The organism is Streptomyces sp. NPDC005955 (assembly GCF_042871255.1).
GTDB lineage: Bacteria > Actinomycetota > Actinomycetes > Streptomycetales > Streptomycetaceae > Streptomyces.
Map to the genome: position 1 here is coordinate 157,025 of NZ_JBIAIF010000012.1, position 21,510 is coordinate 178,534.

The window sequence follows — 21,510 nt, forward strand, 5'->3', positions numbered from 1 at the left end:
TCCGGTGGTGTGGAAGCGGGCGGACACCCGGTGGTGTCCCGGCCGCGCCGGCGGCCCGGCTGGTAGGCCGGGTAACCGCCCCGGCCGCATCGAGCGGGGGCGCCCCGCATCCAAAAGCGTGCCCCGTCGCGAACCGGTTCCGGGAGTCAGCCGAGCCACGCGACGAGAGGAGGCGCGATGCGCCGCACCGCCGCCCAGGACCACCCCGGCGCAAGGCCGCCAGCGGGCCGGGCCCCGCTGCGCGAACCCCCGCCGCGCGAACCGGTCGTGCGCCGCCACCCGCCGTCCCCGTCCGACCGCGCCCGGCGGACCGACGCGGACGTGCCCGCCGAGGTCGGCCGGGTCCTCGCGACCCTGCTCGCGCAGCGGCAGCGGGAATCCGCGCTCATCGACGCCGTCTTCGCCGAGGACGTCGCCGCGCGGACCGTCCGCTTCACCCTGGACGGCGGCAAACGACTGCGGTCACAGTTCCTGTGGTGGGCCCTGCGGTCCTGCGGCGCCCTCGCCGACGCCGTCGACCCCGCCCTCCGGCTCGCCGCCGGACTCGAACTCCTCCAGACCTGCGCCCTCGTCCACGACGACCTGATGGACGGTTCCCCGCTGCGCCGGGGCCGCCCCGCCGTCCACACCGCGCTGCGCGACCGCTACGGACCCGGGGCGCGGCACGCCGGCGCCGACTTCGGGACCAGCGCCGCCGTCCTCGTCGGCGACCTCGCGCTGGCCTGGGCCGACGACGTCGTCGCCGAGACCGACCTGCCACCCGCCGTCCGGGGCCCGGTCCGCGCCCAGTGGCGTGCGCTGCGCACCGAGATGGTGGCCGGCCAGTACCTCGACCTGCACGGACAGGTCACCGGCGCCCGTTCCCGCGCCCAGGCCCTGCGGGTGGCCCGGCTGAAGAGCGCCCTGTACACGGTGGAACGGCCGCTCGCCCTCGGGGCCGCCCTCGCCGGGGCCGGCGACGAGGTCACCCGGGCCCTGTGCGCGGCGGGCCGCTGCGCCGGCATCGCCTTCCAACTCCGGGACGACCTGCTCGGCACCTTCGGCGACCCCGCCGACACCGGCAAGCCCTCCGGCGAGGACATCCGCGAGGGCAAGCTGACCTATCTGACGGCCGTCGGCCGGGCCCGCGCCGAAGCCTGCGGGGACCGGGCCGCGGTGTCCGTGCTCGACGCCGCGCTCGGCGCCCCCGACCTCAGCGCCGCCGACCTACAACGGGTCCGGACGACCCTCGTCATGACCGGCGCCCGTGACGTCGTCGAAGCGCGCATCGACCACCTCGCCGAACTGGCCCGCCGCCACCTGGCGACCGCGGAACCCGCCGGTTCCCCCGGGGCGCTCGCGCACCTGGGACGGCTGCTGACCGCCGTCGCCCGCGGTGAACGGCCCTCGACCCACCCCAGCGAAGGAGCCCCCCGATGAGAACCCTTGCAGGGCCCACCGACCACGTGGTGGTGGTCGGGGCCGGGCTCGCCGGACTCTCCGCCGCACTGCACCTGCTCGGCGCGGGCCGCCGGGTCACCCTCGTGGAGCGGGACACCGGACCGGGCGGACGGGCGGGGCTGTTGCACCGGTCCGGCTACCGGATCGACACCGGGCCGACCGTGCTCACCATGCCCGAACTGATGGCGGAACCCTTCGCCGCCGTCGGTGAGGAGCTGTCCGACCGGCTCGACCTGGTCCCGCTGCACCCCGCCTACCGGGCCCGGTTCGCCGACGGCTCCAGTCTCGACGTGCACACCCGGGCCGATGCCATGGAGGCCGAGGTCCACCGCTTCGCGGGCGCCCGCGAAGCCCTCGGGTACCGGCGGCTGCGGGCCTGGCTCACCGAGCTGTACCAGGTGCAGATGCGGCGGTTCATCGACACCGACTTCGACTCCCCGTTCGGCCTGCTGCACCCCGACCTCGCCCGCCTCGCGGCCCTCGGCGGCTTCGGCCGGCTGGACGCCCGCATCGGCCGGTTCCTCTCCGACGAACGGCTGCGGCGGGTCTTCTCCTTCCAGTCGCTGTACGCCGGGGTGCCGCCCGCCCGGGCGCTCGCCGCCTACGCCGTCATCGCCTACATGGACACCGTCGCCGGGGTGTACTTCCCGCGCGGCGGGGTGCACGCGCTGCCCCGGGCGATGGCCGACGCGGCGGCCGACGCCGGCGCCACCCTGCGCTACGGCAGTACGGTGACCCGGCTGGAGCGCCGCGGCGAACGGATCACCGCCGTGCACACCGAGGACGAGCGCATCGCCTGCGACGCGGTCGTCCTCACCCCCGACCTGCCCGTCGCCTACCGCCTGCTGGGCCGTGCCCCGCGCCGCCCCCGGCGGCTGCGCCACGCACCGTCCGCCGTGGTCCTGCACACCGGGACGGACCGCACCTGGCCGGACCTCGCCCACCACACGATCTCCTTCGGCGCCGCCTGGCGGGAGACCTTCCGCGAACTCACCACCGGGCGGCTGATGACCGACCCGTCGCTGCTCATCACCCGGCCCACCGCCACCGACCCCTCCCTCGCCCCGCCCGGCCGCCATCTGCACTACGTGCTCGCGCCCTGCCCCAACACCGACCTCGGGCCCGGGGCGCAGGAGTGGCGCACGCTCGGGCCGCGCTACCGGGACGCCCTGCTCCGGGTGCTGGAACGCCGCCACCTGCCCGGGCTCGCCGCCGCGATCGAGGAGGAGTGCCTGGTCACCCCGCTCGACTGGACGGCGGCCGGGCACGCGGCCGGCGGACCGTTCGCGGTGGCGCACACCTTCGCGCAGACCGGCCCGTTCCGCCCCCGCAACCTGGTGTCGGGCACCACCAACGCCGTACTCGCCGGCTGCGGCACCACCCCCGGCGTGGGCGTGCCGACGGTCCTCATCTCCGGCAAGCTCGCCGCCGCCCGCATCACCGGCCGGCGCACCGCCCGCCCCCGCCCCGGAAGGGTCGGCGCCCATGACGGACCGTGAACTCGACGCGGCCGGGATCAGCGACCCCGCCCTGCGCGCCGACTACGCGCACTGCCGTCGGCTCAACGCCCGGCACGGCCGCACCTACTTCCTCGCCACCCGACTGCTGCCCGCCGCCCGCCGCCCCGCCGTGCACGCCCTCTACGGCTTCGCCCGGCACGCCGACGACATCGTCGACGACCTCGGCGCGGACGCCGGCCCCGAGGACCGGGCCGCAGCGCTCGACGCACTGCACCGGCGGCTCACCGCCCAACTCCGCGGCGAACCCACCGCGGAGCCGGTGGTGCGGGCCCTCGCCGACACCGCCGCCCGGTACGCCGTCGACCCCGCCCTGTTCACCGACTTCATGGCCGCCATGCGCGACGACCTCACCGTCACCGACTACCCCCACTACGCCGAACTGCGCCGCTACATGCACGGTTCCGCCGCCGTCATCGGCCTCCAGATGCTGCCCGTCCTCGGCACCGTCGTGCCCCGCGCCGAGGCCGCCCCGTACGCGGCGGACCTCGGGGTCGCCTTCCAGCTCACCAACTTCCTGCGCGACGTCGGCGAGGACCTGGACCGGGGCCGGGTCTACCTGCCGGCGGACCTCCTCGCCGCGCACGGCGTCGACCGGGACCTGCTGGAGTGGAGCCGCCGCACCGGACGCCGCGACGCCGCGATCACCGCGGCGCTGATCGCCGCGGCCCGCCTCACCCGCGAGGTCTACGCCCGGGCCGCCCCCGGCATCGACCTCCTCGAACCCGTCTCCCGGCCCTGCGTGCGCACCGCCTTCGTGCTCTACGGGGCGATCCTCGACGCCGTCGCCGACGACGGGTACGCGGTGCTGCACCGGCGGGCCGTGGTGGGGCGCGGCCGACGGGCGGCGGTCGCCGCACGGGGGCTGACCGCCGCGGTGCTCGCCCGCCTCGCCCACCGCGACGCCTGCGGTCCACCACCGCCCGCGCCGCACCGGCCCCGTCCCTCCTCCACCGCCGGCGGTGCCCGATGACCCCCCGCCGGCCGTACGTACCGCTGCGGCTGCGGCGCGCCCCGGTGCCCTGGGAACGACAGCGGCCCACCTGGTCGGAGGCGAAGCCGGCGATCATCGCCCGCGCCCTCGCCCGCGCCCAGGAGCGCCCCACCGGGAACTGGTACGTGGTCGGGGCGAGCCGTGAGCTGACGGCGGACCGGCCGTTGGGGCGGACCGTGGCCGGGGTCGAACTGGTGCTGTGGCGGGACGCGGCCGGCGCGGTGGTGGCCGGGCCCGGCGCCTGCCCGCACCTCGGAGCCCCGTTGCGGCAGAGCCCGGTGCGGTGCGGGACGCTGGTGTGCCACTGGCACGGACTCGCCCTGGACGGACGGCCGTTCGCCGGGTGGGCGCCGTACCCGGCCCACGACGACGGAGTCCTCGTCTGGGTGCGGCTCGACCGCCCCGGGGGCGAGGAGCCCACCGCACTCCCCCCGGTGCCCCCGCGACCGGAGGCGACACGGGCGGTGGACGCGGTGTGCCTGGCGGTGGGGCGCTGCGAACCGGAGGACGTCGTCGCCAATCGCCTCGACCCCTGGCACGGGGCGTGGTTCCACCCGTACTCGTTCGTCGACCTGAGCGTGGTCAGCGCCCCCGGGGACACCGCGGGGGACGACGACGTGTTCGTGGTGGACGTGTCCTTCAAGGTCGCCGGGCGGGTCGTGGTGCCCGTGCGGGCCGAGTTCACCGCGCCCGGACCGCGGACCGTGGTGATGCGCATCGTGACCGGGGAGGGGGCGGGGTCGGTGGTGGAGACCCACGCCACACCGGTGACGACCCCCGGCGGCGCGGGGCGCGGGCCGCGGACCGCGGTCGTGGAGGCGGTGCTCGCGGCCTCCGACCGGGGCGGCTTCGCGGTGGCCCGGGGGCTGGCGCCCCTGGTGCGGCCCGTGATGCGCCGGGCTGCGGCGCGGCTGTGGCGGGACGACCTCGCCTACGCCGAACGGCGCTGGGAGCTACGGGCCGCGGGCCGGTTCCCCGGCTGACCACCGGGGCCGGCGCCGCAGGTCACGTCCCGCCGGTCACTTCCCGCGGGCCAGCGCCCGCAGCACGGCGACGCGGCCCCGCCGGGGGACCGTGCGCAGCGGATGACCGCGCACGCCCCAGCGGGTGAGGAGGGCGTTGGCCGCCTGGAAGCCGGTGGTGGCCGCACGTTCCATGAGGGCCACCGGAAGCCCGCTGCGGACGTGGTCGCCGGCCAGGACCACCGTGGGGTGCGCGGTGGTGACCGCGGGGCGTCGCGCGTAGCCGCCGACCGGGAACAGCGGGCAGTCCGCCCGCCACTCGTGGCGCTGGTCGACGACCCGGGCGCGGGCCGTCTCCGGGTACACCCGGTGGAGCTGCTGGAGCAGCCGCGCCTGCTCGGCGGCCCGGTCGGCGTCCGGGGCCAGGGCGTACGCGTGCAGTTCCACGACACCGCCCCCGTGGCGGGCCGCCCAGCGCGCGGCCTCCCCCTCCCAACGGTCCAGGACGCTGATGTTGTCCAGCGTCCCGAAGCCGCTGGTGCCCAGGAAGCCGGCCCGCTCCGGTGCGACGGGCCGGTCGAGCCAGAGGCGGGAGACCAGGAACGGCGGGGCCTCCCGCGCGGCGAGGACCCGGGCGCGCCACGGCCCGTCACCCAGCCGGGGTGAGGCCGCGACGAGCCGCCGCAGTCCGCCGGTGTCGAGCGCCAGCACCAGCGCGTCGTACCGGGTGGTCCGACCGCCGACGGTGACGGACGGCCCGTCGGCGGCGCCGGGGTCCACCTCCTCGACGCCGCACTCGGTGCGCACCTCGGCGCCGAGCCGGTCCAGCCGGGCGGCGAGCGGATCCCACAGTGCGGTGGGGAACGGCTCGGTGGGCACGTCGAAGAGCAGCCCCTCGCTGGAGCCGAGGAAGTAGATGTGGAACATCAACGCCAGCTCCGCGGCCGACAGCTGCCGCGGGTCGGCGAAGAAGCTCCGGGAGAACACCTCGAACGCCAGGTGCCGGGCCGCCGCCGGGAACCGGATCTCCTCCAGGTAGTCCCGGGCGCTGGTCCCGTCCAGCCGCCCGTACACCTCGGGCACCCGCACGTCCAGCAGCGGCAGGGCGGCCCGCGGGTCCATCCGGAGCAGGTCCCGCCAGCCGAAGGACGGGCTGAGCGCGACGAAGCCGAGGGCGCTGAACGGCGGGGTCCGCGGCACCCGGGCGAAGCCGTCGGTCAGCCCGTCGCGGTGCACCAGCGGGTAGTCGGGCAGCCCCCGCAGCCGTTCGAGTCCGGGGTCGGTGCGGCGCAGCAGGGCCCGCAGGTTGTAGTACTGGCGGAAGAAGGCGTGGAACCCGCGGCTCATGGTCACCGCCGAGCCGTCCGCCAACCGCACCGGCCAGCCCGCGAGCCGCCCGCCGAGCACCGGTTCCCGTTCGTGGAGGGTGACCCGTACGCCGCGTTCGGCGAGCGCGGTCGCCGCGGTGAGTCCGGCGATGCCCCCGCCGACGACCGCCACCGAAGGGGCGGGGTCCGCGGCCCGTGGACGTCCCGCCGGAGCGGGGAGGAGGACGGACCTGCGGTCGCGTCCGTGGCGGCCGCTCACGCCACCGCCTCCGGGGCCGCCGCGACGACGGTGTGCACCACACCGGTCTGCCAGCCGGACACCGGCAGCACCCGCACCCGGGTGAACCCGGCCCGCCGCACCCGTTCGCCGAACGCGGGCGCCGTGTCGAAGGCGGTCACGCTGCCGAGCAGGTGCCGGTACAGCGCCCGGTCCCCGCTCAGCGCACCCGCGGGGAGCACGATCCCGGCACACACCGCGTACCACACGGCGCGGTGCGCGCCCCGGCCGCTCAGCGCGTACTCGTGCACCGCGAACCGCCCGCAGGGCGCCAGGAGTTCGCGCACCGCGCCCAGCACCGGATCGGGGTCGCTGAGGTTGCGGAACAGGTACGCCGCGAACACCGCGTCGAACGGCCCCACCACCCCGTGTTCGGCCAGCGCCTCGGCGGGGGCCCGGACGAAGCTCACGTTCGACGGCCAGGACTTGGCGCGGGCCCGCGCCAGCATGCCGCCCGAGGCGTCGACCGCGGTGATCCGGGCCCGGGGCGCGGCGGCCAGCAGGGCGGCGGTGGACGCCCCGGTGCCGCAGCCCAGGTCCAGGATCCGCAGCCCGGTGCCGTCGTGCGGCAGCCCGAGCCGGTGCGCGGAGCGGCGCAGTTGGCGGTGGTAGCCGGGGTTGACGGCGGTCAACCGGTCGTACGAGCGGGACGCGTGGTCGAACGCGGCCGACAGGGCGTCGTCGCGCAGCAGGGTCATCGTGGGGGCCTTCCGTTGGTGGCGCGGCGGGGGACGAAGGGCAGTTCCAGGGCGGTGTGCAGCATCGGCCGCACGGGGGTGCGCAGCCCGATCGCGAAGTCCTCGGACGGGCGGGTGTCCCCGTCGAGGAAGCGCAGCAGCGTCGGCAGCGGCACGGTGCGGAACAGTCGGGTGAAGAAGGGCGCGCCGGCGACCCGGCCGGTGTCCAGCGCCCGCAGCAGCACGGCGTCCATGGCGCGGGCCCGCGGGCCGTGGGCCGGCGGCGGCACGGGGACGCGTCCGGCGTGCAGCAGCGCGGCGACGGCCCGGGCCTGCCGCTGCACCCCGGCGAAGGTGTACCCGGTGGAGGGACGGGTCGCCCCGCCCGCGGCGCCGATCCGGAACACCGAAGCCCCCGCCCGCACCGTCGAGCGGGTGTCGGCCATGGGGATCACTCCCTGTTCGACGGCGGTGACCTCGTACCCGTCGATGCCGAGGACCCGGTCCAGGTAGTGCCGCAGGGCCCGGTCGTAGCCCTCGCCGGTGAGGACGGTGCGGGAGAACTCGGTGTACTCGACCAGGGCGGTGCACGGGCCGGTCGGCAGGACGTACCCGAACGACAGGCCGCGCGCCGGCTGCGGGGTGCGGAAGTCCATCAGATCGGCGGTGTCCGGCGGGAACGAGGGCCGTGGCGTCCGGACGAACCACCCCCGGAAGTGCTGGAGCAGCACGGTGCGGGCCGGGGGAGTCACCCGCGGCGGCCGGGAGTCGAAGACCCAGCGGGCACGCAGCCGCAGCGGGGAACCGTCCGCACGGGTGCCGTGCACCTCGGCGCCCTCCCGGCCGACCGGGCCGTCCACGATCCCGTCGACGACGGCCGTCAGCCGCCGCACCCCCGCCGCGGCGATCCGGGTGCCCACGGCGGCGCCGAACCCGGTGGAACGGAGCATCTTGTACCGCAGCGGCGTCGTCCGTCCGGTCGTCGCCGCACCGTCCGGGCCGTGCACCCGCAGCCGGTCCCAGGACGCCGTCAGCAACGCGTCGTAGGGGCCGCCGGGCTCCTCCCAGAAGCACCAGGTGCGGTCGGGCGGGCGCAGCGGGCCCTCCGGAGCGTCGATCAGCGTCACGGACAGCGGCACGGACAGGGGTACGGACGGGGGCGTGGACAGGGGTGTGGACAGGGGTGCGGGCGGAGCCTGCTCGGTCAGCCAGTGGGCCAGCGACAGCCCGGCCGCGCCGGCGCCCACGATCACCACGTCGGTGCCGGACACCCGTCACCCTCCTTGCCACCGGGTCGGGACGGAACGGCGGGCCCGCCCGTCCACCGACCCCTTCCGGATCGGACGCGACGCCGGATGCGCCGCGGGGGACACGATTCCGCGTCCCGGGGCGAAAACGCGGTACGCACCGCCGGGCGGGGAGGAGCCGGCGGTCCCAGGGCTGGGCAGGGTGGGAGGAGCCAGGGCGGGCAGGGTGGGAGGAGCCCGAGCGGGGCAGGGTCTTGGAGGAAAGGACGAACGCCCCGTTCCGCGCCCTGGATGATCGTCCCAGGTCGGTGCGGAGCCGTCTCGTGGGACACTGAAGTACGTGCTTTTCCCCCGACTGACCTGTTCGGGGGCCACCTCTGATCGACTGGGATGAGCAGCACGTGCGTTTCCTGAATGACCTCAAGCCCCCGTACGACCTGACCTACGACGACGTCTTCATGGTCCCGCGCCGTTCGGCCGTCGGCTCCCGGCAGGGCGTGGACCTCTCGTCCCCGGACGGTTCGGGCACCACCATTCCGCTCGTCGTCGCCAACATGACCGCGATAGCCGGCCGACGGATGGCCGAGACCGTGGCCCGCCGCGGCGGGATCGTGGTGATTCCCCAGGACATCCCGATCGAGGTCGTCGCCGACGTGGTCGGCTGGGTCAAGAGCCGCCACCTCGTGCTGGACACCCCCATCGTGCTGGTCGCCCACCAGACCGTCGCGGACGCGCTGGCCCTGCTGCCCAAGCGGGCCCACCACGCCGGCGTCGTGGTCGACGAGCACCACCGGCCGATCGGTGTGGTCACCGACCAGGACCTCACCGGGGTCGACCGGTTCACCCAGCTCAACGAGGTCATGTCGCGCGACCTGCTGATCCTGGACGCGGACATCGACCCCCGCGAGGCGTTCAACCAGCTCGACTCGGCGAACCGCCGGTACGCCCCCGCGGTGGACGCCGACGGGCGGCTGGTGGGCATCCTCACCCGCCGCGGCGCCCTGCGCGCCACCCTGTACACCCCGGCCACCGACGCGCGCGGCCGGCTGCGGATCGCCGCGGCCGTGGGCATCAACGGGGACGTCGCCGGCAAGGCGAAGCAGCTCCTCGACGCGGGCGTGGACACCCTGGTGGTGGACACGGCCCACGGCCACCAGGAGTCGATGATCGCCGCGGTGCGGGCCGTCCGCGCGCTGGGTCCCGAGGTGCCGATCGTGGCGGGCAACGTGGTCGCCGCCGAAGGCGTCCGCGACCTCGTCGAGGCGGGCGCCGACATCATCAAGGTCGGCGTCGGACCGGGCGCGATGTGCACCACCCGGATGATGACCGGCGTGGGCCGCCCGCAGTTCTCCGCCGTGCTGGAGTGCGCCGCGGAGGCCCGCAAGTACGGCAAGCACGTCTGGGCCGACGGCGGGGTGCGCCACCCCCGCGACGTCGCGATGGCGCTCGCCGCCGGCGCGTCGAACGTGATGGTCGGCTCCTGGTTCGCCGGGACGTACGAGTCGCCGGGCGACCTCCAGCAGTCCGCCGAAGGCCGGCTGTACAAGGAGTCGTTCGGCATGGCGTCCGCCCGGGCCGTCCGCAACCGCACCAGCGAGGAGTCCGCGTACGACCGGGCCCGCAAGGCGCTGTTCGAGGAGGGCATCTCCACCTCGCGCATGTACCTCGACCCGGAGCGGCCCGGCGTGGAGGACCTGATCGACTCGATCATCGCGGGCGTGCGCTCCTCCTGCACCTACGCGGGTGCCGGATCGCTGGAGGAGTTCGCCGAGCGGGCGATCGTCGGGGTGCAGAGCGCCGCCGGCTACGCGGAGGGCAAGCCGCTGCACGCGAGCTGGAACTGACGGACCGGGTCGCGCCCGCCTCCGGGCGGGCCCGGTCACGGCCGTGTTCTACTGCGGGGACGGCCCACCGCCGTCCCCGCAGCAGCCGGGGCCAGTGAGAGAAGCGAACGACCCGCCGTGCGACTGAACGACCTCGACGAAGCCATCGTCCACGCCCTCGCCCAGGACGCCCGCCGTTCCTACGCCGACATCGGCCAACAGGTGGGCCTGTCCGCACCGGCCGTCAAACGCAGGGTGGACCGGCTGCGCGCGACCGGCGCGATCACCGGGTTCACGGTCCGGGTCGACCCGGCCGCCATGGGCTGGGAGACGGAGGGCTTCATCGAGCTGTACTGCCGCAGCAACACGTCGGTGGACGAGATCCACCGGGGACTCGAACCGTACGCGGAGGTCGTGGCGGCCTCCACCGTGACCGGCGCCGCCGACGCGGTGGTGCAGGTCTTCGCCACCGACATGCGGCACTTCGAGCGCGTCCTGGAACGCATCGCGGCCGAGCCCTTCGTGGAGCGCACCAAGTCGGTGCTGGTGCTGTCCCCGCTGCTGCGCCGCTTCTCGTCCGGTACGCCGGGCTGATCCCGCGACCGGCCGGGCGCGAGGCGGTCAGCCGAGGCCCGGACCCGTACGGCGGGCCAGCGTGTTGTGGTGGAGCGAGGTGTGGACGCTGAAGCCGACCGCGTCCGAGCGGTAGCGGTCCTCGGAGCACTCCACCGGTCGGCCCTCCCGGGTCGTCGTGGTCCGTCGCACCCGCAGCAGCGGGCTGGTGCGTCGCACGTCGAGGAGTTCGGCGTCCCGGGCGCCGGCCGCCACCGCGTCGATGAGGTGCTCCCCGTGGGCGAGGACCAGCCCGGTGTCCTCGAACAGCGCCTGGGTGACGGAGGGGGCGTCGGCCGGGACGCGTTCCACCGCGGGGGCGATCCAGCCCGCGTACACGGTCCGCTCCAGCAGGACCGGTTCGCCGTCCAGCCCGCGCAGCCGCAGGACGTGCAGGACGCGTGCGCCCGGCTGGAGTCGGAGCCGTAAGGCGTGTTGCGCTCCGGCCGGGCGGTACTCCGAGCTGATGACCCGACCGCTGGCCTCGCGTCCCATCGACCGGGCCCACCGGGCGAAGCTGCGCAGTTCGGCGAAGCTCTGGCCGCGGCGGCCGGCGAGCACCACCCGGCGGGCGCCCTGTCGGGACCCTATGAGCCCCTCGGCGGTCAGTGCGGTGACGGCCTGCCGGACGGTGCCCCGGGAGACGCCGTAGTGGGCGGCGAGTGCGGTTTCCGGCGGGAGTAGCGCGCCCACCGGGTACTCCTCGCTGTCGATCGCCCGGCGCAGTTCCTGAGCGATCTCCTCGTGCCGGGGCGCCATCTTCCCCGTCCTCCCCGTGTCCGTCCGTTCAGCCGGCCCCGCCCGCAGTGGTCGTGGGGCCGGTGCGTGTGCGCAGCATGTGCGGCGGTCCCCACCCTAGACGAGGTTCCGTGCGCTCCGGGAGGGGCGGTGAGTATCCAGGCAGCGAGGACGAGCCGTTCGTTGAGCCTTCATCCAATGGAGGGTCGCGTCGCGCGTGTGCGGGGCAACTTGTTCGGACAAGTCATCCCGCCCCCACGGCCCCGCCGGCCCGCCCCCCACGGCCCGGCCGGCCCGCCCCCCACGGCCCCGCCGGCCCGTCCCGCACGGACGGGCGCCCTGACCCCACCCGGACCGGCCCCGGAGCGCAACGAATCGCCGCGATGGGCTCGCAGAACGCAATGAATCGCCAGGTCACGCGCAACGGACGCGTCTTGTCCCGGTGGAACGCCGAAACGTACCGTCGAGGACGGCCCTGCGCCTCCCCCCGAGTTCCCGCCGGCCCCCGAGGTCCCGCCGCCACCGCGGCCGTAGTCCCCCGTGCAAGGAGTCCCCACCCCATGACGTCCACGGTGCCCACAGCCGTCCAGCACACCGACGCGCAGCCGCCGATCACCATGTTCGGTCCGGACTTCCCCTACGCGTACGACGACTTCCTCGGCCACCCGGCCGGGCTCGGGCAGGTTCCCGCGACGGCGCACGGCACCGAGGTCGCAGTGGTCGGCGGCGGACTGTCCGGGATCGTGGCCGCGTACGAGCTGATGAAGATGGGCCTCAAGCCGGTGGTGTACGAGGCCGACCAGATCGGCGGACGGCTGCGCACCGTCGGCTTCGACGGCTGCGACCCCTCGCTCACCGCCGAGATGGGCGCCATGCGGTTCCCGCCCTCGTCCACCGCGCTCCAGCACTACATCGACCTGGTGGGCTTGGAGACCCGGCCCTTCCCCAACCCGCTCGCCGAGACGACGCCGTCGACCGTGGTCGACCTCAAGGGCGAGTCCCACTACGCCCGCACCCTGGACGACCTGCCCGACGTGTACCGCCAGGTCGCCGAGGCGTGGAACGCCTGCCTGGAGGAGGGCGCCGACTTCTCCGACATGAACCAGGCCATGCGCGAGCGCGACGTCCCCCGCATACGGGAGATCTGGGCGCGACTCGTCGAGAAGCTGGACAACCAGACCTTCTACGGCTTCCTCTGTGACTCGGAGGCGTTCCGGTCCTTCCGGCACCGGGAGATCTTCGGCCAGGTCGGGTTCGGCACCGGTGGGTGGGACACGGACTTCCCCAACTCGATCCTGGAGATCCTCCGGGTCGTGTACACCGAGGCCGACGACCACCACCGCGGCATCGTCGGCGGCAGCCAGCAGCTTCCGCTGCGGCTGTGGGAGCGGGCGCCCGGCAAGATCGTCCACTGGGCGCCGGGCACCTCGCTGTCCTCGTTGCACGACGGAGCCCCGCGTCCCGCGGTGACCCGCCTGCACCGCACGGCGGGCAACCGGATCACGGTCACCGACGCCACGGGCGACATCCACACCTACCCCGCGGTCGTGTTCACCGCCCAGTCCTGGATGCTGCTGTCGAAGATCGACTGCGACGACGAGCTGTTCCCCATCGACCACTGGACGGCCATCGAGCGCACCCACTACATGGAGTCGAGCAAGCTGTTCGTCCCCGTCGACCGGCCGTTCTGGCTGGACAAGGACGAGGTGACCGGCCGGGACGTCATGTCGATGACCCTCACCGACCGGATGACGCGGGGCACCTACCTGCTGGACGACGGTCCGGACAAGCCCGCCGTCATCTGCCTCTCGTACACCTGGTGCGACGACAGCCTCAAGTGGCTCCCGCTCTCCGCGCACGAGCGCATGGAGGTCATGCTCAAGTCGCTCGGCGAGATCTACCCGGACGTCGACGTCCGACGGCACATCATCGGCAACCCGGTGACGGTGTCCTGGGAGAACGAGCCGTACTTCATGGGGGCCTTCAAGGCCAACCTGCCGGGTCACTACCGGTACCAGCGACGGCTGTTCACGCACTTCATGCAGGACCGGCTGCCCGAGGACAAGCGGGGCATCTTCCTCGCCGGCGACGACATCTCCTGGACCGCCGGTTGGGCCGAGGGCGCCGTCCAGACCGCGCTCAACGCCGTGTGGGGCGTGATGCGCCAACTCGGCGGGGAGACCGACGCCACGAACCCGGGCCCGGGTGACGTGTACGACGAGATCGCCCCGGTGGAACTGCCGGAGGACTGATCCGGCCGGCCCCCGGCCCGGCCCCGGCCTCCCCTGCGTTCCCCCGCGTCCCCTCCTGACGGCGTCCCCGGCTCAGCCGGTGGGCGCCGTCACCGCGTCCCAGGCGGCCAGCGCACGGTCCGCGATCCGGTCCAGCTCCGGGTGACCGGCGCCGTCCCGGGCCTGTACCGACATGCCCTGGAGGACCGCCGTGTAGAACGCGGCGACCGTCGCGGTGTCGGTGCCGGGCGTCAACTCGCCCGCGCGCACCCCCTGGTCGAGCCGGGCGCGCAGGGCGTCCACGCCCTCCCGACGGCGCTCGGCGAGGTGGTCGCGCACCCCGGAGCCGGACGGGGAGCAGTTCATCGCCGACAGCACGATCATGCAGCCCGCGGGACGACCGTCATGGGCGTAGGCACGGGCGTTCATGCGCAGGACGGCGGCCACCGCGGCGTAGGCGGTCGGCTCCTCGACCAGGGCCCGGGTCGCCGGTTCGCCCTCGGTGGCGTCGTAGAGGGCGACGGCCTCCCGGAACAGTTGCTCCTTGGAGCCGAAGGCCGCGTACAGGCTTGGTGAGCTGATGCCCATCGCCGCGGTCAGGTCGGTCACCGAGGTGGCCTCGTAGCCGTACTGCCAGAAGGTCTCCATGGCGCGGGCCAGAGCGGTGTCCCGGTCGAACGCGCGGGGGCGTCCACGGGGCGGGGTCATGGCGGTCTCCCTCCGGTCGAGCAATTCTGTAACGAGCGACAAATATATGCCTTGACGTGCCGGGGTGCGGGGGTGAAAGATTCTGTAGCGATCGACACAGAAATGGGAGGGGTGCGGGGATGAGCACATTGACCGGCAAGGTCGCCTTGGTGACGGGGGGCAGCCGGGGCATCGGGGCGGCCGTCGTGCGCAGACTCGCCCGGGACGGGGCGGCCGTGGCGTTCACCTACGTCAGTGACCTCGGTGCGCAGCGCGCCGAGGCGGTGGTGGCCGAGGTCGAAGCGCTGGGCGGCAGAGCACTGATGATCAAGGCGGACTCCGCGGATCCGGCGGCCGTCGTCGAGGCCGTCCGGCGCACGGCGGACGAACTGGGGCGACTCGACGTCCTGGTCAACAACGCGGGCATCTTCCCCTTCGGGCCGATGGAGGAGGTGACCCTCGAAGAGCTCGACCGGGCGCTCGCGGTGCACGCCCGGGCGGCGTTCCTGGCCGTGCAGGCCGCCTCGCCGCACCTGCCGGCGGGCGGGCGGATCATCAGCATCGGCAGCAACCTCGCCGAGCGGGTGCCGTTCGGCGGTGTCGCGCTGTACTCCATGAGCAAGGCGGCCCTCGGCGGGCTGACCCGGGCGCTGGCCCGGGAGTTCGGCCCGCGGGACATCACCGTGAACGTGGTGCACCCGGGGTCCACCGACACCGACATGAACCCCGGGGACGGCCAGGACGCCGACGACCAGCGGGCGTTGTCGGCGCTGGGACGCTTCCTGGCCCCCGACGACGTGGCCGCGACGGTCGCCCATCTGGCGGGACCGGGCGGCCGGCACATCACCGGAGCGGCGATCACCGTGGACGCCGGGACCAACGCGTAACCCCGGGGCGTCGCCCGGCGGCCTCAACGGGACGGGGTCAGCAGACAGCGGGACACGAGGCCGACCGCTGCGTCCAGCCGGGCGGCGGTCTCGTCACCGAGCTCCGGCAGCCGGCGCAGCGCCCACAGGCAACGGGCCGAGGACCAGGCGGCGTCCCGCGCCCGCTCCAGGCTCCACGCCCCCACCAGATGGGTCAGCGGATCCGCCAGCTCCAGCAGGTCGGGGCCCGGCATCAACTCCTCGCGCACCTGCTCCTCCAGCGCCACGAGCAACTCGCCGACCCGGTCGAACTCGTCCTCCAGATCGGCGGGTTCGCAAGCGAGCGTACGGCAGGTGTCCACCACGGCCAGCGCCAGATCGTGCCCGATGTGCGCATTGACGCCCGCCAGCGCGAACTGCACCGGACGTACCCCGGGATGCCGGCGGAACTGGAACAGCGGCTGCCAACAGGCCGGCGGACGCTCCCCCTCCTGCACCGCCCGCACCGCCACCAGGTACCGCCGGGCGAAGAGGACGGCCAGGGTGGTCGCGGCCCGTCGGTCGGGGAAGCCACCGCCGTGGACGTCCCGGCCGACCCGCTCGGTGACGGTCAGGTAGACGCGGTTGAAGACCGACACCCCGTCGCCCGGCGGCCACTGCGCACCGAGCGCGCGCAGGGCCCGGACCACCGCGTCCACCCCGTGCGTCGGTGCGGGGAACTCCGTCAACCGTGTCATGGCGGCAGCGTCCCAGCTCTAGGCTGTCCCGGGTGCCGATGGGCCGGGGCTTCCCCGGAACGGGGGAACGGTCGCACGGCACCGGGGGAGGGGAGGCGCCGTGCCCGGTGCGCACGCGAGGCGACCCGATGGGCGGACGGGTGCGACCCGTCGTCCCCGTCGCCGCTACGGACGGCACCGGACCGCGATGGTGCTGGCCGCCTCGGCCGTCGCCCTGCTCGGTACGGTCGCCGGCACGCTCGACGCACTGCGGGAGCGCGGCGGGCCGGCGCACGAGGCGCGGCCCCGGATCACCTCCAGCCCGATCGTCCCGCCACTGCCGGTCGAACCGCCACCGTCCCCCTCGCCCCGGCGCTCCGCCCCACCGGACGAGAGCGCGACCCCGGACCCCACCACCACCCCGTCGGCCCCCGCGAGCCGCACCCCGCGCCCGCCGGCCACCGGGTCCGCCCCCGCGCGCCCCACGACCCGTGCGCCCGTCACCCGGAAGGCCCCCGCGTCCGGCGGGCTCTACCGGCACCCCGAGTCCCAGGTGCTGGACTGGGTACGGGACAACCCCGGTGACCCCCGGGCCGCGACCATCCGGTCCCGGATCGCGGAGCGCCCCGCCGCCGTCTGGTTCGCGGACTACACCCCCACCAACATCACCGCCCGGGTGCGCGCCGTGACCTCGGGCGGATCGGACAGCGGACGGGTCCCGGTGGTGGTCCCGTACACCGTTCCCGACCGCGACTGCGGCGGCGCCTCCCAGGGCGGCGCCCCCGACACCGCCGCCTACGACGACTGGATCGACCGGTTCGCCGCCGGGCTCGGCGACGACGAGGTCATCGTCGTCCTCGAACCCGACGCGGTCGCCCTCGCCGACTGCCTGTCGGAAGACGCCCGCGAACGGCGCTACCGGTCCCTGGCCCGGGCCGGTCGGGTGCTGAAGGAGGCCAATCCGCGGGCCCGGGTCTACTTCGACGCCGGTCACTCCGGCTGGCACGCCCCCGAGACCATCGCGGCCCGACTGCGCGAGGCGGGGGCCGGATCGGCGGACTCCTCGGACGGGATCTTCACCAACGTCTCCAACTTCCACCGCACCGCCGACGAGAACGCGTTCGCCCGGGCCGTGCTGGACGCCCTCGGCGGGGCCCCCGGTCTCGGTGCCGTGGTCGACACCAGCCGCAACGGCAACGGCGCGCCTACCGACGGCGCCTGGTGCGATCCGGCCGGCCGTGCGCTGGGCCGGCCGCCGACCCTGACCACGGGGGAGTCCCGCGTCGACGCGTACCTGTGGGTCAAGCTGCCCGGCGAGTCGGACGGCTGCCGGGGCCGACCGGGAACGTTCACCCCGGCGTACGCCTACGAACTCGCCACCGGCGGCTAGGCCGTTGCGCCGGGCTACGTGCTGGCGATCTCCTTCTTGAGCTGGTGGGTGAAGCGACGCAGGAGGTCCAACGTCTCCTGGAACTCGGCCCTACGGTCGTCGCTGCCGTCGGTGGGCCGGGTGCTCCAGACCCGACGCGCGAGGGCGTCGGCGAGGTCGACGGTGGCGTCGGCGCAGAGCAGGTAGAGGGCCGAACGCGCCTCCTGCATCCGGTCCGCCACCTCGTTGGCCCCGGGTCCGTCGTCGCCGAGCCGGGTCTCCTTCAGGTGGTCCAGCAGTTGGACCACTGCCGTGTTGAAGCCGATTCCGGCCCGGAGCTTCTGCTCGCGGAGCCACATGCGGTCCTGCCGGCGCGCGGTGAACCACGAACCGAGCAGGACGCCCACGAGACCGATGGCGGCCCCGACGGCCACCGGCAGCACGTTCCCCACGGCCAACTCCCCCCGACGTCAGTGACGTCAGGCTACCGAGGGGGCCCAAGCCCGCGCAGGCCCGACGGCCGGGGATAGGGTTTACCCGCGCGCGGCACCGCACCCGGGCCGGGCCTCCGGTGGGCCCACCCGGGCAGCACGCATCACGGGGCACGGGGGCGAGGGGACATGGCGGACGACGGACGGGCGAACGGGCCGACGGCACCGGGGGTGAACCTCCCGCTGTGGGCCGCCACCCTGGTGGGGGCGGCGGCCATGGCCGTGGGCATCGCCGGCTTCTACCACCTGGGCGTGGAGCACGACTCACGGGGACGCGGCGTGAACATCGCCGACGGGCCCGGGAAGGGCTGGTACACCTTCGCCGCCCTGGTCGGACTGTGTTGGCTCGCGGCGATCACCCACACCGTGCTGCGGTTCCTCGAAGGCAAGCAAGCGGACCGTGACCTGCTGGTGCCACTGGTCGTCACCACCCCACTGGGAGCGGGCGTCGGCGCGGGCCTGCTGCTGTCGCTGGGACAGGAGCAGCGGCACGGGGAGGGCGCCCGCAACCTGGTGATCGGCGGGATCGCCCTGCCCCTGCTGCTGTGGTCGTGGGACCGCGCCGTGCGGCGGCGCCGGAGCCGGCGCGGGGCCTGACCGGCCGGACGGACCCCGCCCGCGCCGCTACCCCCGGCGCGGGGCGTCGCCCTCGCCGCCGTCCGACCGGCGAGGAGCCTCGTCGTACGTCGACGTCCCGGAGTCCAACAGCGGCTCCTGCGTCTTGAGGTGGGCCGGGGCCAGTGCGCGCAGTGCGTGGTAGCCGGTGATGACGACGATGGTGCCCAGGGCGATGCCGCTGAGGGAGAACGTGTCGGAGAACTCCAGCGAGACGTTGCCGACGCCGATGATGATGCCCGCGGCGGCCGGCACCAGGTTCAGCGGATTGCGCAGGTCCACCCCCGCGTTGATCCAGATCTGCGCGCCGAGCAGCCCGATCATCCCGTACAGGATGACGGTGATCCCGCCGAGCACCCCGCCGGGGATCGCCGCCACGACCGCACCGAACTTGGGGCACAGCCCGAACAGCAGGGCGAAGGCCGCCGCCGCCCAGTAGGCGGCCGTCGAGTAGACCCGGGTCGCGGCCATGACGCCGATGTTCTCCGAGTACGTGGTGTTGGGCGGGCCGCCCACGGCGGTGGACAGCATCGACGCGGCGCCGTCGGCGGAGATCGCGGTGCCCAGCTTGTCGTCCAGCGGATCACCGGTCATCTCGCCGACCGCCTTCACATGGCCCGCGTTCTCGGCGACGAGCGCGATGACCACCGGCAGCGCCACCAGCACGGCCGACCACTCGAACGACGGCCCGTGGAACGACGGCAGCCCGATCCAGTCCGCCCCGCCCACCGCCGACAGGTCGAGCCGCCAGTGGTCGACGACCTTCCCCGAGCCGTCGTTGGAGTGGATCATGCCGAAGACCCGGTCGAACAGCCAGGAGATCCCGTACCCGAAGAGCAGCCCCAGGAAGATCGCGATGCGGGACCAGAAACCCCGTAGGCAGACCACCGCGGCGCCGGTGAACAGCATCACCAGCAACGCGGTCCACTGGTCCTGCGGCCAGTAGGTGGTGGCGGTGACCGGCGCCAGGTTGAAACCGATCAGCATCACCACCGCACCCGTGACGATCGGCGGCATGGCCGCGTGGATGATCCGCGCACCGAACCGCTGCACCGCGATGCCCACCAGGAACAGCGCCACGCCGACCACGAACACCGCACCGGTCACCGTCGCGCTGGTGCCGCCCTGCGCCCGGATCACGGCCGCCACCCCGACGAAGGACAGCGAGCAGCCCAGGTAACTGGGCACCCGGCCCTTGGTCGCCAGCAGGAAGATGGCCGTCGCCACCCCGGACATCATGATCGCGAGGTTCGGGTCGAGACCCATCAGGACGGGGGCGACGAAAGAGGCGCCGAACATGGCCACCACGTGCTGCGCACCCAGGCCGAAGGTCCGTGGCCAGGAAAGCCGTTCGTCCGGCCGGACGACGGCGCCCGGGGCGGGGGTCCGCCCGTCGCCGTGCAGCTTCCAGCGCACACCGAGGTCCATGGGGAGGTCACTTTCTGTCCGTACGCCGGGATGATCGGGGACATGCTAAAGGTCCCGGGATCGCCCGGTCCCGGCGGCATGGCACCGGGACGGCCCCGCACCCGGCTGCCCGGCATCCGGGCGCCCTCCCGCCCCCGACCAGCGGCGCGGGAGCAGGAAGGCGCGGGTGCGGCCCCTCGGTCAGGGCTTCGGCGTCGGAGCTGCGGGGCTGGGCGAGTCGACCCGGGGGCGGGTGGTGCGCTCGGCCGTCCGGAGCACGCCCGCGAGGGCGATCAGCCCGAAGGCCAGCGCCGTGACCAGCCCGAACGACACCACCAGGCTGGTCAGATCGGCGAGCGCCCCGACGGCGGACGGTGCCAGCAGGCTCGACGAGTAGGTGACGGTGGCGACGCCCGCGATGGCCATGCTGGCGTTCGGCCCGCTGCGTCCGGCGGCGGCGAACGCCAGCGGCACGACCACGGCGACCCCCAGCCCGAGCAGGGCGAACCCGCCCATGGCCACCGCCGGATGGTTCGAGGTCACGACCATCAGCCCGCCGACCGCGGCGAGGGCGCCGCCCACCCGCACGGTCCGCACCGCGCCGAAGCGGTCGACGATCCGGTCGCCCGCCAGTCGGGCCACCGCCATGGTCAGCGTGAAACCGGTGGTGCAAGCGGCCGCCAGTCCCGGCGAGGCGTCCAGGACGTCCCGCAGGTAGACGGCCGACCAGTCGAGGCTCGCGCCCTCCACGAAGACCGCACAGAAGCCGACGGTGCCGATGAGCAGGGCCGAACGGGGCGGCAGCGCGAACCGGGGCGGCGGCTCCTCGTCCACCGTGGGCCGCACGTCCAGTACCCCGCGGCAGGCGGCGAGGCCCAGCAGGGTGAGCACGGCCGCGGTCAGGACGTGGTGCACGCGTGCGTCGGTCCCCAGGTGTGCGGCGAGGGTGCCGCCGACCGAGCCGATCAGGGCGCCCACGCTCCACATCCCGTGCAACCCGGACAGGATGGACCGGCCGAGCCGGGACTCCAGGTCGACGCCGAGCGCGTTCATCGTCACGTCCGACATCCCGGAGGTGGCCCCGTAGACGAAGAGCGCCACGCACAGGGTCGCCAGGTTCGGCGCGAGCGCGGGCAGGGCCAGCGACAGCGTCCACAGGGCCAGCAGTCCGCGCAGTGCGGTGCGCGCGCCGAACCGGTGGCCGATCCGGCCGGCCAGGGGCATCGCGAGGGCCGCGCCGATCGCGGGGAAGGCGAGCGCGAGCCCCAACTGGCCGGCGCTCACCCCCGCGTGGTCCTGGATCCACGGCACCCGGGTCGCGAACGATCCGGTGACCGCGCCGTGCACGCAGAACACGGCGGCCACCGCGTACCTGGCGCGTCGAACCGCCGTCGTGACCTGGGCCGTCGGGGCCCCCTTGCTCGCCATTCGGTGTTGCCTCCCGCTGTGCCCGGCCCACGGGCCGGCCCCATGGTCGACGGCCGGTCGACCGTCGTGGCCGTCCGTTCGGAGC

19 protein-coding genes are annotated in these 21,510 nt (G+C 74.7%); 10 read left to right on the forward strand and 9 right to left on the reverse strand.

Going from position 1 to position 21,510, the window contains the following annotated elements; all coding sequences use genetic code 11:
- The first annotated feature begins 177 nt into the window (after nt 1-177).
- From ACFYOU_RS25710 to ACFYOU_RS25725, 4 genes are read left to right on the forward strand one after another with little or no spacing between them, the layout of a single operon-like run.
- Nucleotides 178-1,419, forward strand: coding sequence for a polyprenyl synthetase family protein (locus ACFYOU_RS25710; protein WP_391308813.1), 1,242 nt, complete (start codon nt 178-180; stop codon nt 1,417-1,419).
- The gene (gene crtI / locus ACFYOU_RS25715) at nt 1,416-2,939 is read left to right on the forward strand and encodes a phytoene desaturase family protein (RefSeq protein WP_391308814.1); all 1,524 of its coding nucleotides are present in this window, start codon (nt 1,416-1,418) and stop codon (nt 2,937-2,939) included. The genes ACFYOU_RS25710 and crtI overlap by 4 nt, the downstream gene beginning before the upstream one ends.
- On the forward strand, nt 2,926-3,930 hold the full coding sequence (locus ACFYOU_RS25720) for a squalene/phytoene synthase family protein (protein ID WP_391308815.1): 1,005 nt from the start codon (nt 2,926-2,928) through the stop codon (nt 3,928-3,930). Before crtI ends, ACFYOU_RS25720 begins: the two co-directional genes overlap by 14 nt.
- Nucleotides 3,927-4,934 (forward strand): DUF5914 domain-containing protein, encoded by a 1,008-nt coding sequence (locus ACFYOU_RS25725; protein WP_391308817.1) that lies wholly within the window; start codon nt 3,927-3,929, stop codon nt 4,932-4,934. Before ACFYOU_RS25720 ends, ACFYOU_RS25725 begins: the two co-directional genes overlap by 4 nt.
- 36 nt (nt 4,935-4,970) lie before the next feature.
- Here ACFYOU_RS25725 and ACFYOU_RS25730 read toward each other — a convergent pair whose 3' ends face one another.
- The 3 genes from ACFYOU_RS25730 to ACFYOU_RS25740 are packed head-to-tail and all read right to left on the reverse strand — an operon-like array spanning nt 4,971 to nt 8,466.
- Complete coding sequence (locus tag ACFYOU_RS25730; protein ID WP_391308819.1) at nt 4,971-6,500, reverse strand: FAD-dependent oxidoreductase; 1,530 nt, start codon at nt 6,498-6,500, stop codon at nt 4,971-4,973.
- Entirely contained in the window at nt 6,497-7,216 is a 720-nt protein-coding gene (locus tag ACFYOU_RS25735) for a class I SAM-dependent methyltransferase (RefSeq protein ID WP_391308821.1), read from the reverse strand. Before ACFYOU_RS25735 ends, ACFYOU_RS25730 begins: the two co-directional genes overlap by 4 nt.
- A complete protein-coding gene (locus tag ACFYOU_RS25740) occupies nt 7,213-8,466 on the reverse strand; it encodes a lycopene cyclase family protein (protein ID WP_391308823.1) in 1,254 nt (417 codons plus the stop codon). Before ACFYOU_RS25740 ends, ACFYOU_RS25735 begins: the two co-directional genes overlap by 4 nt.
- Nucleotides 8,467-8,843: 377 nt before the next feature.
- Between ACFYOU_RS25740 and ACFYOU_RS25745 the strand changes: the two genes are divergently transcribed.
- Nucleotides 8,844-10,286 (forward strand): GuaB1 family IMP dehydrogenase-related protein, encoded by a 1,443-nt coding sequence (locus ACFYOU_RS25745; RefSeq protein WP_389769144.1) that lies wholly within the window; start codon nt 8,844-8,846, stop codon nt 10,284-10,286.
- 117 nt (nt 10,287-10,403) lie between these two features.
- On the forward strand, nt 10,404-10,859 hold the full coding sequence (locus ACFYOU_RS25750) for an Lrp/AsnC family transcriptional regulator (protein WP_387000888.1): 456 nt from the start codon (nt 10,404-10,406) through the stop codon (nt 10,857-10,859).
- Nucleotides 10,860-10,886: 27 nt separating this feature from the next.
- On the opposite strand, the gene ACFYOU_RS25755 is transcribed toward ACFYOU_RS25750, so the two are convergent.
- A complete protein-coding gene (locus ACFYOU_RS25755; protein ID WP_391308825.1) occupies nt 10,887-11,636 on the reverse strand; it encodes a UTRA domain-containing protein in 750 nt (249 codons plus the stop codon).
- Between the two features lie 539 nt (nt 11,637-12,175).
- Here ACFYOU_RS25755 and ACFYOU_RS25760 point away from each other — a divergent pair.
- Nucleotides 12,176-13,867 (forward strand): flavin monoamine oxidase family protein, encoded by a 1,692-nt coding sequence (locus ACFYOU_RS25760; RefSeq protein ID WP_389769137.1) that lies wholly within the window; start codon nt 12,176-12,178, stop codon nt 13,865-13,867.
- Nucleotides 13,868-13,939: 72 nt separating this feature from the next.
- Here the strand turns inward: ACFYOU_RS25760 and ACFYOU_RS25765 are convergent, their stop codons facing one another.
- Complete coding sequence (locus tag ACFYOU_RS25765; protein WP_391308828.1) at nt 13,940-14,554, reverse strand: TetR family transcriptional regulator; 615 nt, start codon at nt 14,552-14,554, stop codon at nt 13,940-13,942.
- A gap of 119 nt (nt 14,555-14,673) precedes the next feature.
- Between ACFYOU_RS25765 and ACFYOU_RS25770 the strand changes: the two genes are divergently transcribed.
- Nucleotides 14,674-15,420 carry an SDR family oxidoreductase gene (locus ACFYOU_RS25770; protein WP_391308829.1) on the forward strand — a complete coding sequence of 249 codons (747 nt, stop codon included), beginning with the start codon at nt 14,674-14,676 and terminating at the stop codon, nt 15,418-15,420.
- A 23-nt stretch (nt 15,421-15,443) separates the two neighbouring features.
- On the opposite strand, the gene ACFYOU_RS25775 is transcribed toward ACFYOU_RS25770, so the two are convergent.
- On the reverse strand, nt 15,444-16,136 hold the full coding sequence (locus tag ACFYOU_RS25775; RefSeq protein WP_391308831.1) for a DUF5995 family protein: 693 nt from the start codon (nt 16,134-16,136) through the stop codon (nt 15,444-15,446).
- A 187-nt stretch (nt 16,137-16,323) separates the two neighbouring features.
- On the opposite strand from ACFYOU_RS25775, the gene ACFYOU_RS25780 reads away from it, so the two are divergent.
- Nucleotides 16,324-17,505, forward strand: a complete 1,182-nt coding sequence (locus tag ACFYOU_RS25780) for a glycoside hydrolase family 6 protein (RefSeq protein WP_391308832.1) — start codon at nt 16,324-16,326, stop codon at nt 17,503-17,505.
- Nucleotides 17,506-17,519: 14 nt separating this feature from the next.
- Here the strand turns inward: ACFYOU_RS25780 and ACFYOU_RS25785 are convergent, their stop codons facing one another.
- Nucleotides 17,520-17,936, reverse strand: coding sequence for a hypothetical protein (locus ACFYOU_RS25785; RefSeq protein WP_391308833.1), 417 nt, complete (start codon nt 17,934-17,936; stop codon nt 17,520-17,522).
- Between the two features lie 168 nt (nt 17,937-18,104).
- Here ACFYOU_RS25785 and ACFYOU_RS25790 point away from each other — a divergent pair, with 168 nt between their 5' ends.
- Nucleotides 18,105-18,572, forward strand: coding sequence for a hypothetical protein (locus ACFYOU_RS25790; RefSeq protein ID WP_391308835.1), 468 nt, complete (start codon nt 18,105-18,107; stop codon nt 18,570-18,572).
- A gap of 27 nt (nt 18,573-18,599) precedes the next feature.
- Here ACFYOU_RS25790 and ACFYOU_RS25795 read toward each other — a convergent pair whose 3' ends face one another.
- Together ACFYOU_RS25795 and ACFYOU_RS25800 are read right to left on the reverse strand one after the other, a co-directional pair.
- A complete protein-coding gene (locus ACFYOU_RS25795) occupies nt 18,600-20,018 on the reverse strand; it encodes a uracil-xanthine permease family protein (protein ID WP_389769119.1) in 1,419 nt (472 codons plus the stop codon).
- A 180-nt stretch (nt 20,019-20,198) separates the two neighbouring features.
- Entirely contained in the window at nt 20,199-21,425 is a 1,227-nt protein-coding gene (locus ACFYOU_RS25800) for an MFS transporter (protein WP_391308837.1), read from the reverse strand.
- Between the last annotated feature and the right edge of the window lie 85 nt (nt 21,426-21,510).

What these genes read in the sequence shown, in the direction of transcription:
- ACFYOU_RS25770 (WP_391308829.1), top strand. Translation starts at nt 14,674, where the DNA reads ATGAGCACATTGACCGGCAAGGTCGCCTTGGTGACGGGGGGCAGCCGG.
- ACFYOU_RS25795 (WP_389769119.1), bottom strand. Translation starts at nt 20,018, where the DNA reads ATGGACCTCGGTGTGCGCTGGAAGCTGCACGGCGACGGGCGGACCCCC.
- ACFYOU_RS25765 (WP_391308828.1), bottom strand. Translation starts at nt 14,554, where the DNA reads ATGACCCCGCCCCGTGGACGCCCCCGCGCGTTCGACCGGGACACCGCT.
- ACFYOU_RS25760 (WP_389769137.1), top strand. Translation starts at nt 12,176, where the DNA reads ATGACGTCCACGGTGCCCACAGCCGTCCAGCACACCGACGCGCAGCCG.
- ACFYOU_RS25710 (WP_391308813.1), top strand. Translation starts at nt 178, where the DNA reads ATGCGCCGCACCGCCGCCCAGGACCACCCCGGCGCAAGGCCGCCAGCG.
- ACFYOU_RS25780 (WP_391308832.1), top strand. Translation starts at nt 16,324, where the DNA reads ATGGTGCTGGCCGCCTCGGCCGTCGCCCTGCTCGGTACGGTCGCCGGC.
- crtI (WP_391308814.1), top strand. Translation starts at nt 1,416, where the DNA reads ATGAGAACCCTTGCAGGGCCCACCGACCACGTGGTGGTGGTCGGGGCC.
- ACFYOU_RS25725 (WP_391308817.1), top strand. Translation starts at nt 3,927, where the DNA reads ATGACCCCCCGCCGGCCGTACGTACCGCTGCGGCTGCGGCGCGCCCCG.
- ACFYOU_RS25800 (WP_391308837.1), bottom strand. Translation starts at nt 21,425, where the DNA reads ATGGCGAGCAAGGGGGCCCCGACGGCCCAGGTCACGACGGCGGTTCGA.
- ACFYOU_RS25735 (WP_391308821.1), bottom strand. Translation starts at nt 7,216, where the DNA reads ATGACCCTGCTGCGCGACGACGCCCTGTCGGCCGCGTTCGACCACGCG.
- ACFYOU_RS25755 (WP_391308825.1), bottom strand. Translation starts at nt 11,636, where the DNA reads ATGGCGCCCCGGCACGAGGAGATCGCTCAGGAACTGCGCCGGGCGATC.
- ACFYOU_RS25775 (WP_391308831.1), bottom strand. Translation starts at nt 16,136, where the DNA reads ATGACACGGTTGACGGAGTTCCCCGCACCGACGCACGGGGTGGACGCG.
- ACFYOU_RS25720 (WP_391308815.1), top strand. Translation starts at nt 2,926, where the DNA reads ATGACGGACCGTGAACTCGACGCGGCCGGGATCAGCGACCCCGCCCTG.
- ACFYOU_RS25790 (WP_391308835.1), top strand. Translation starts at nt 18,105, where the DNA reads ATGGCGGACGACGGACGGGCGAACGGGCCGACGGCACCGGGGGTGAAC.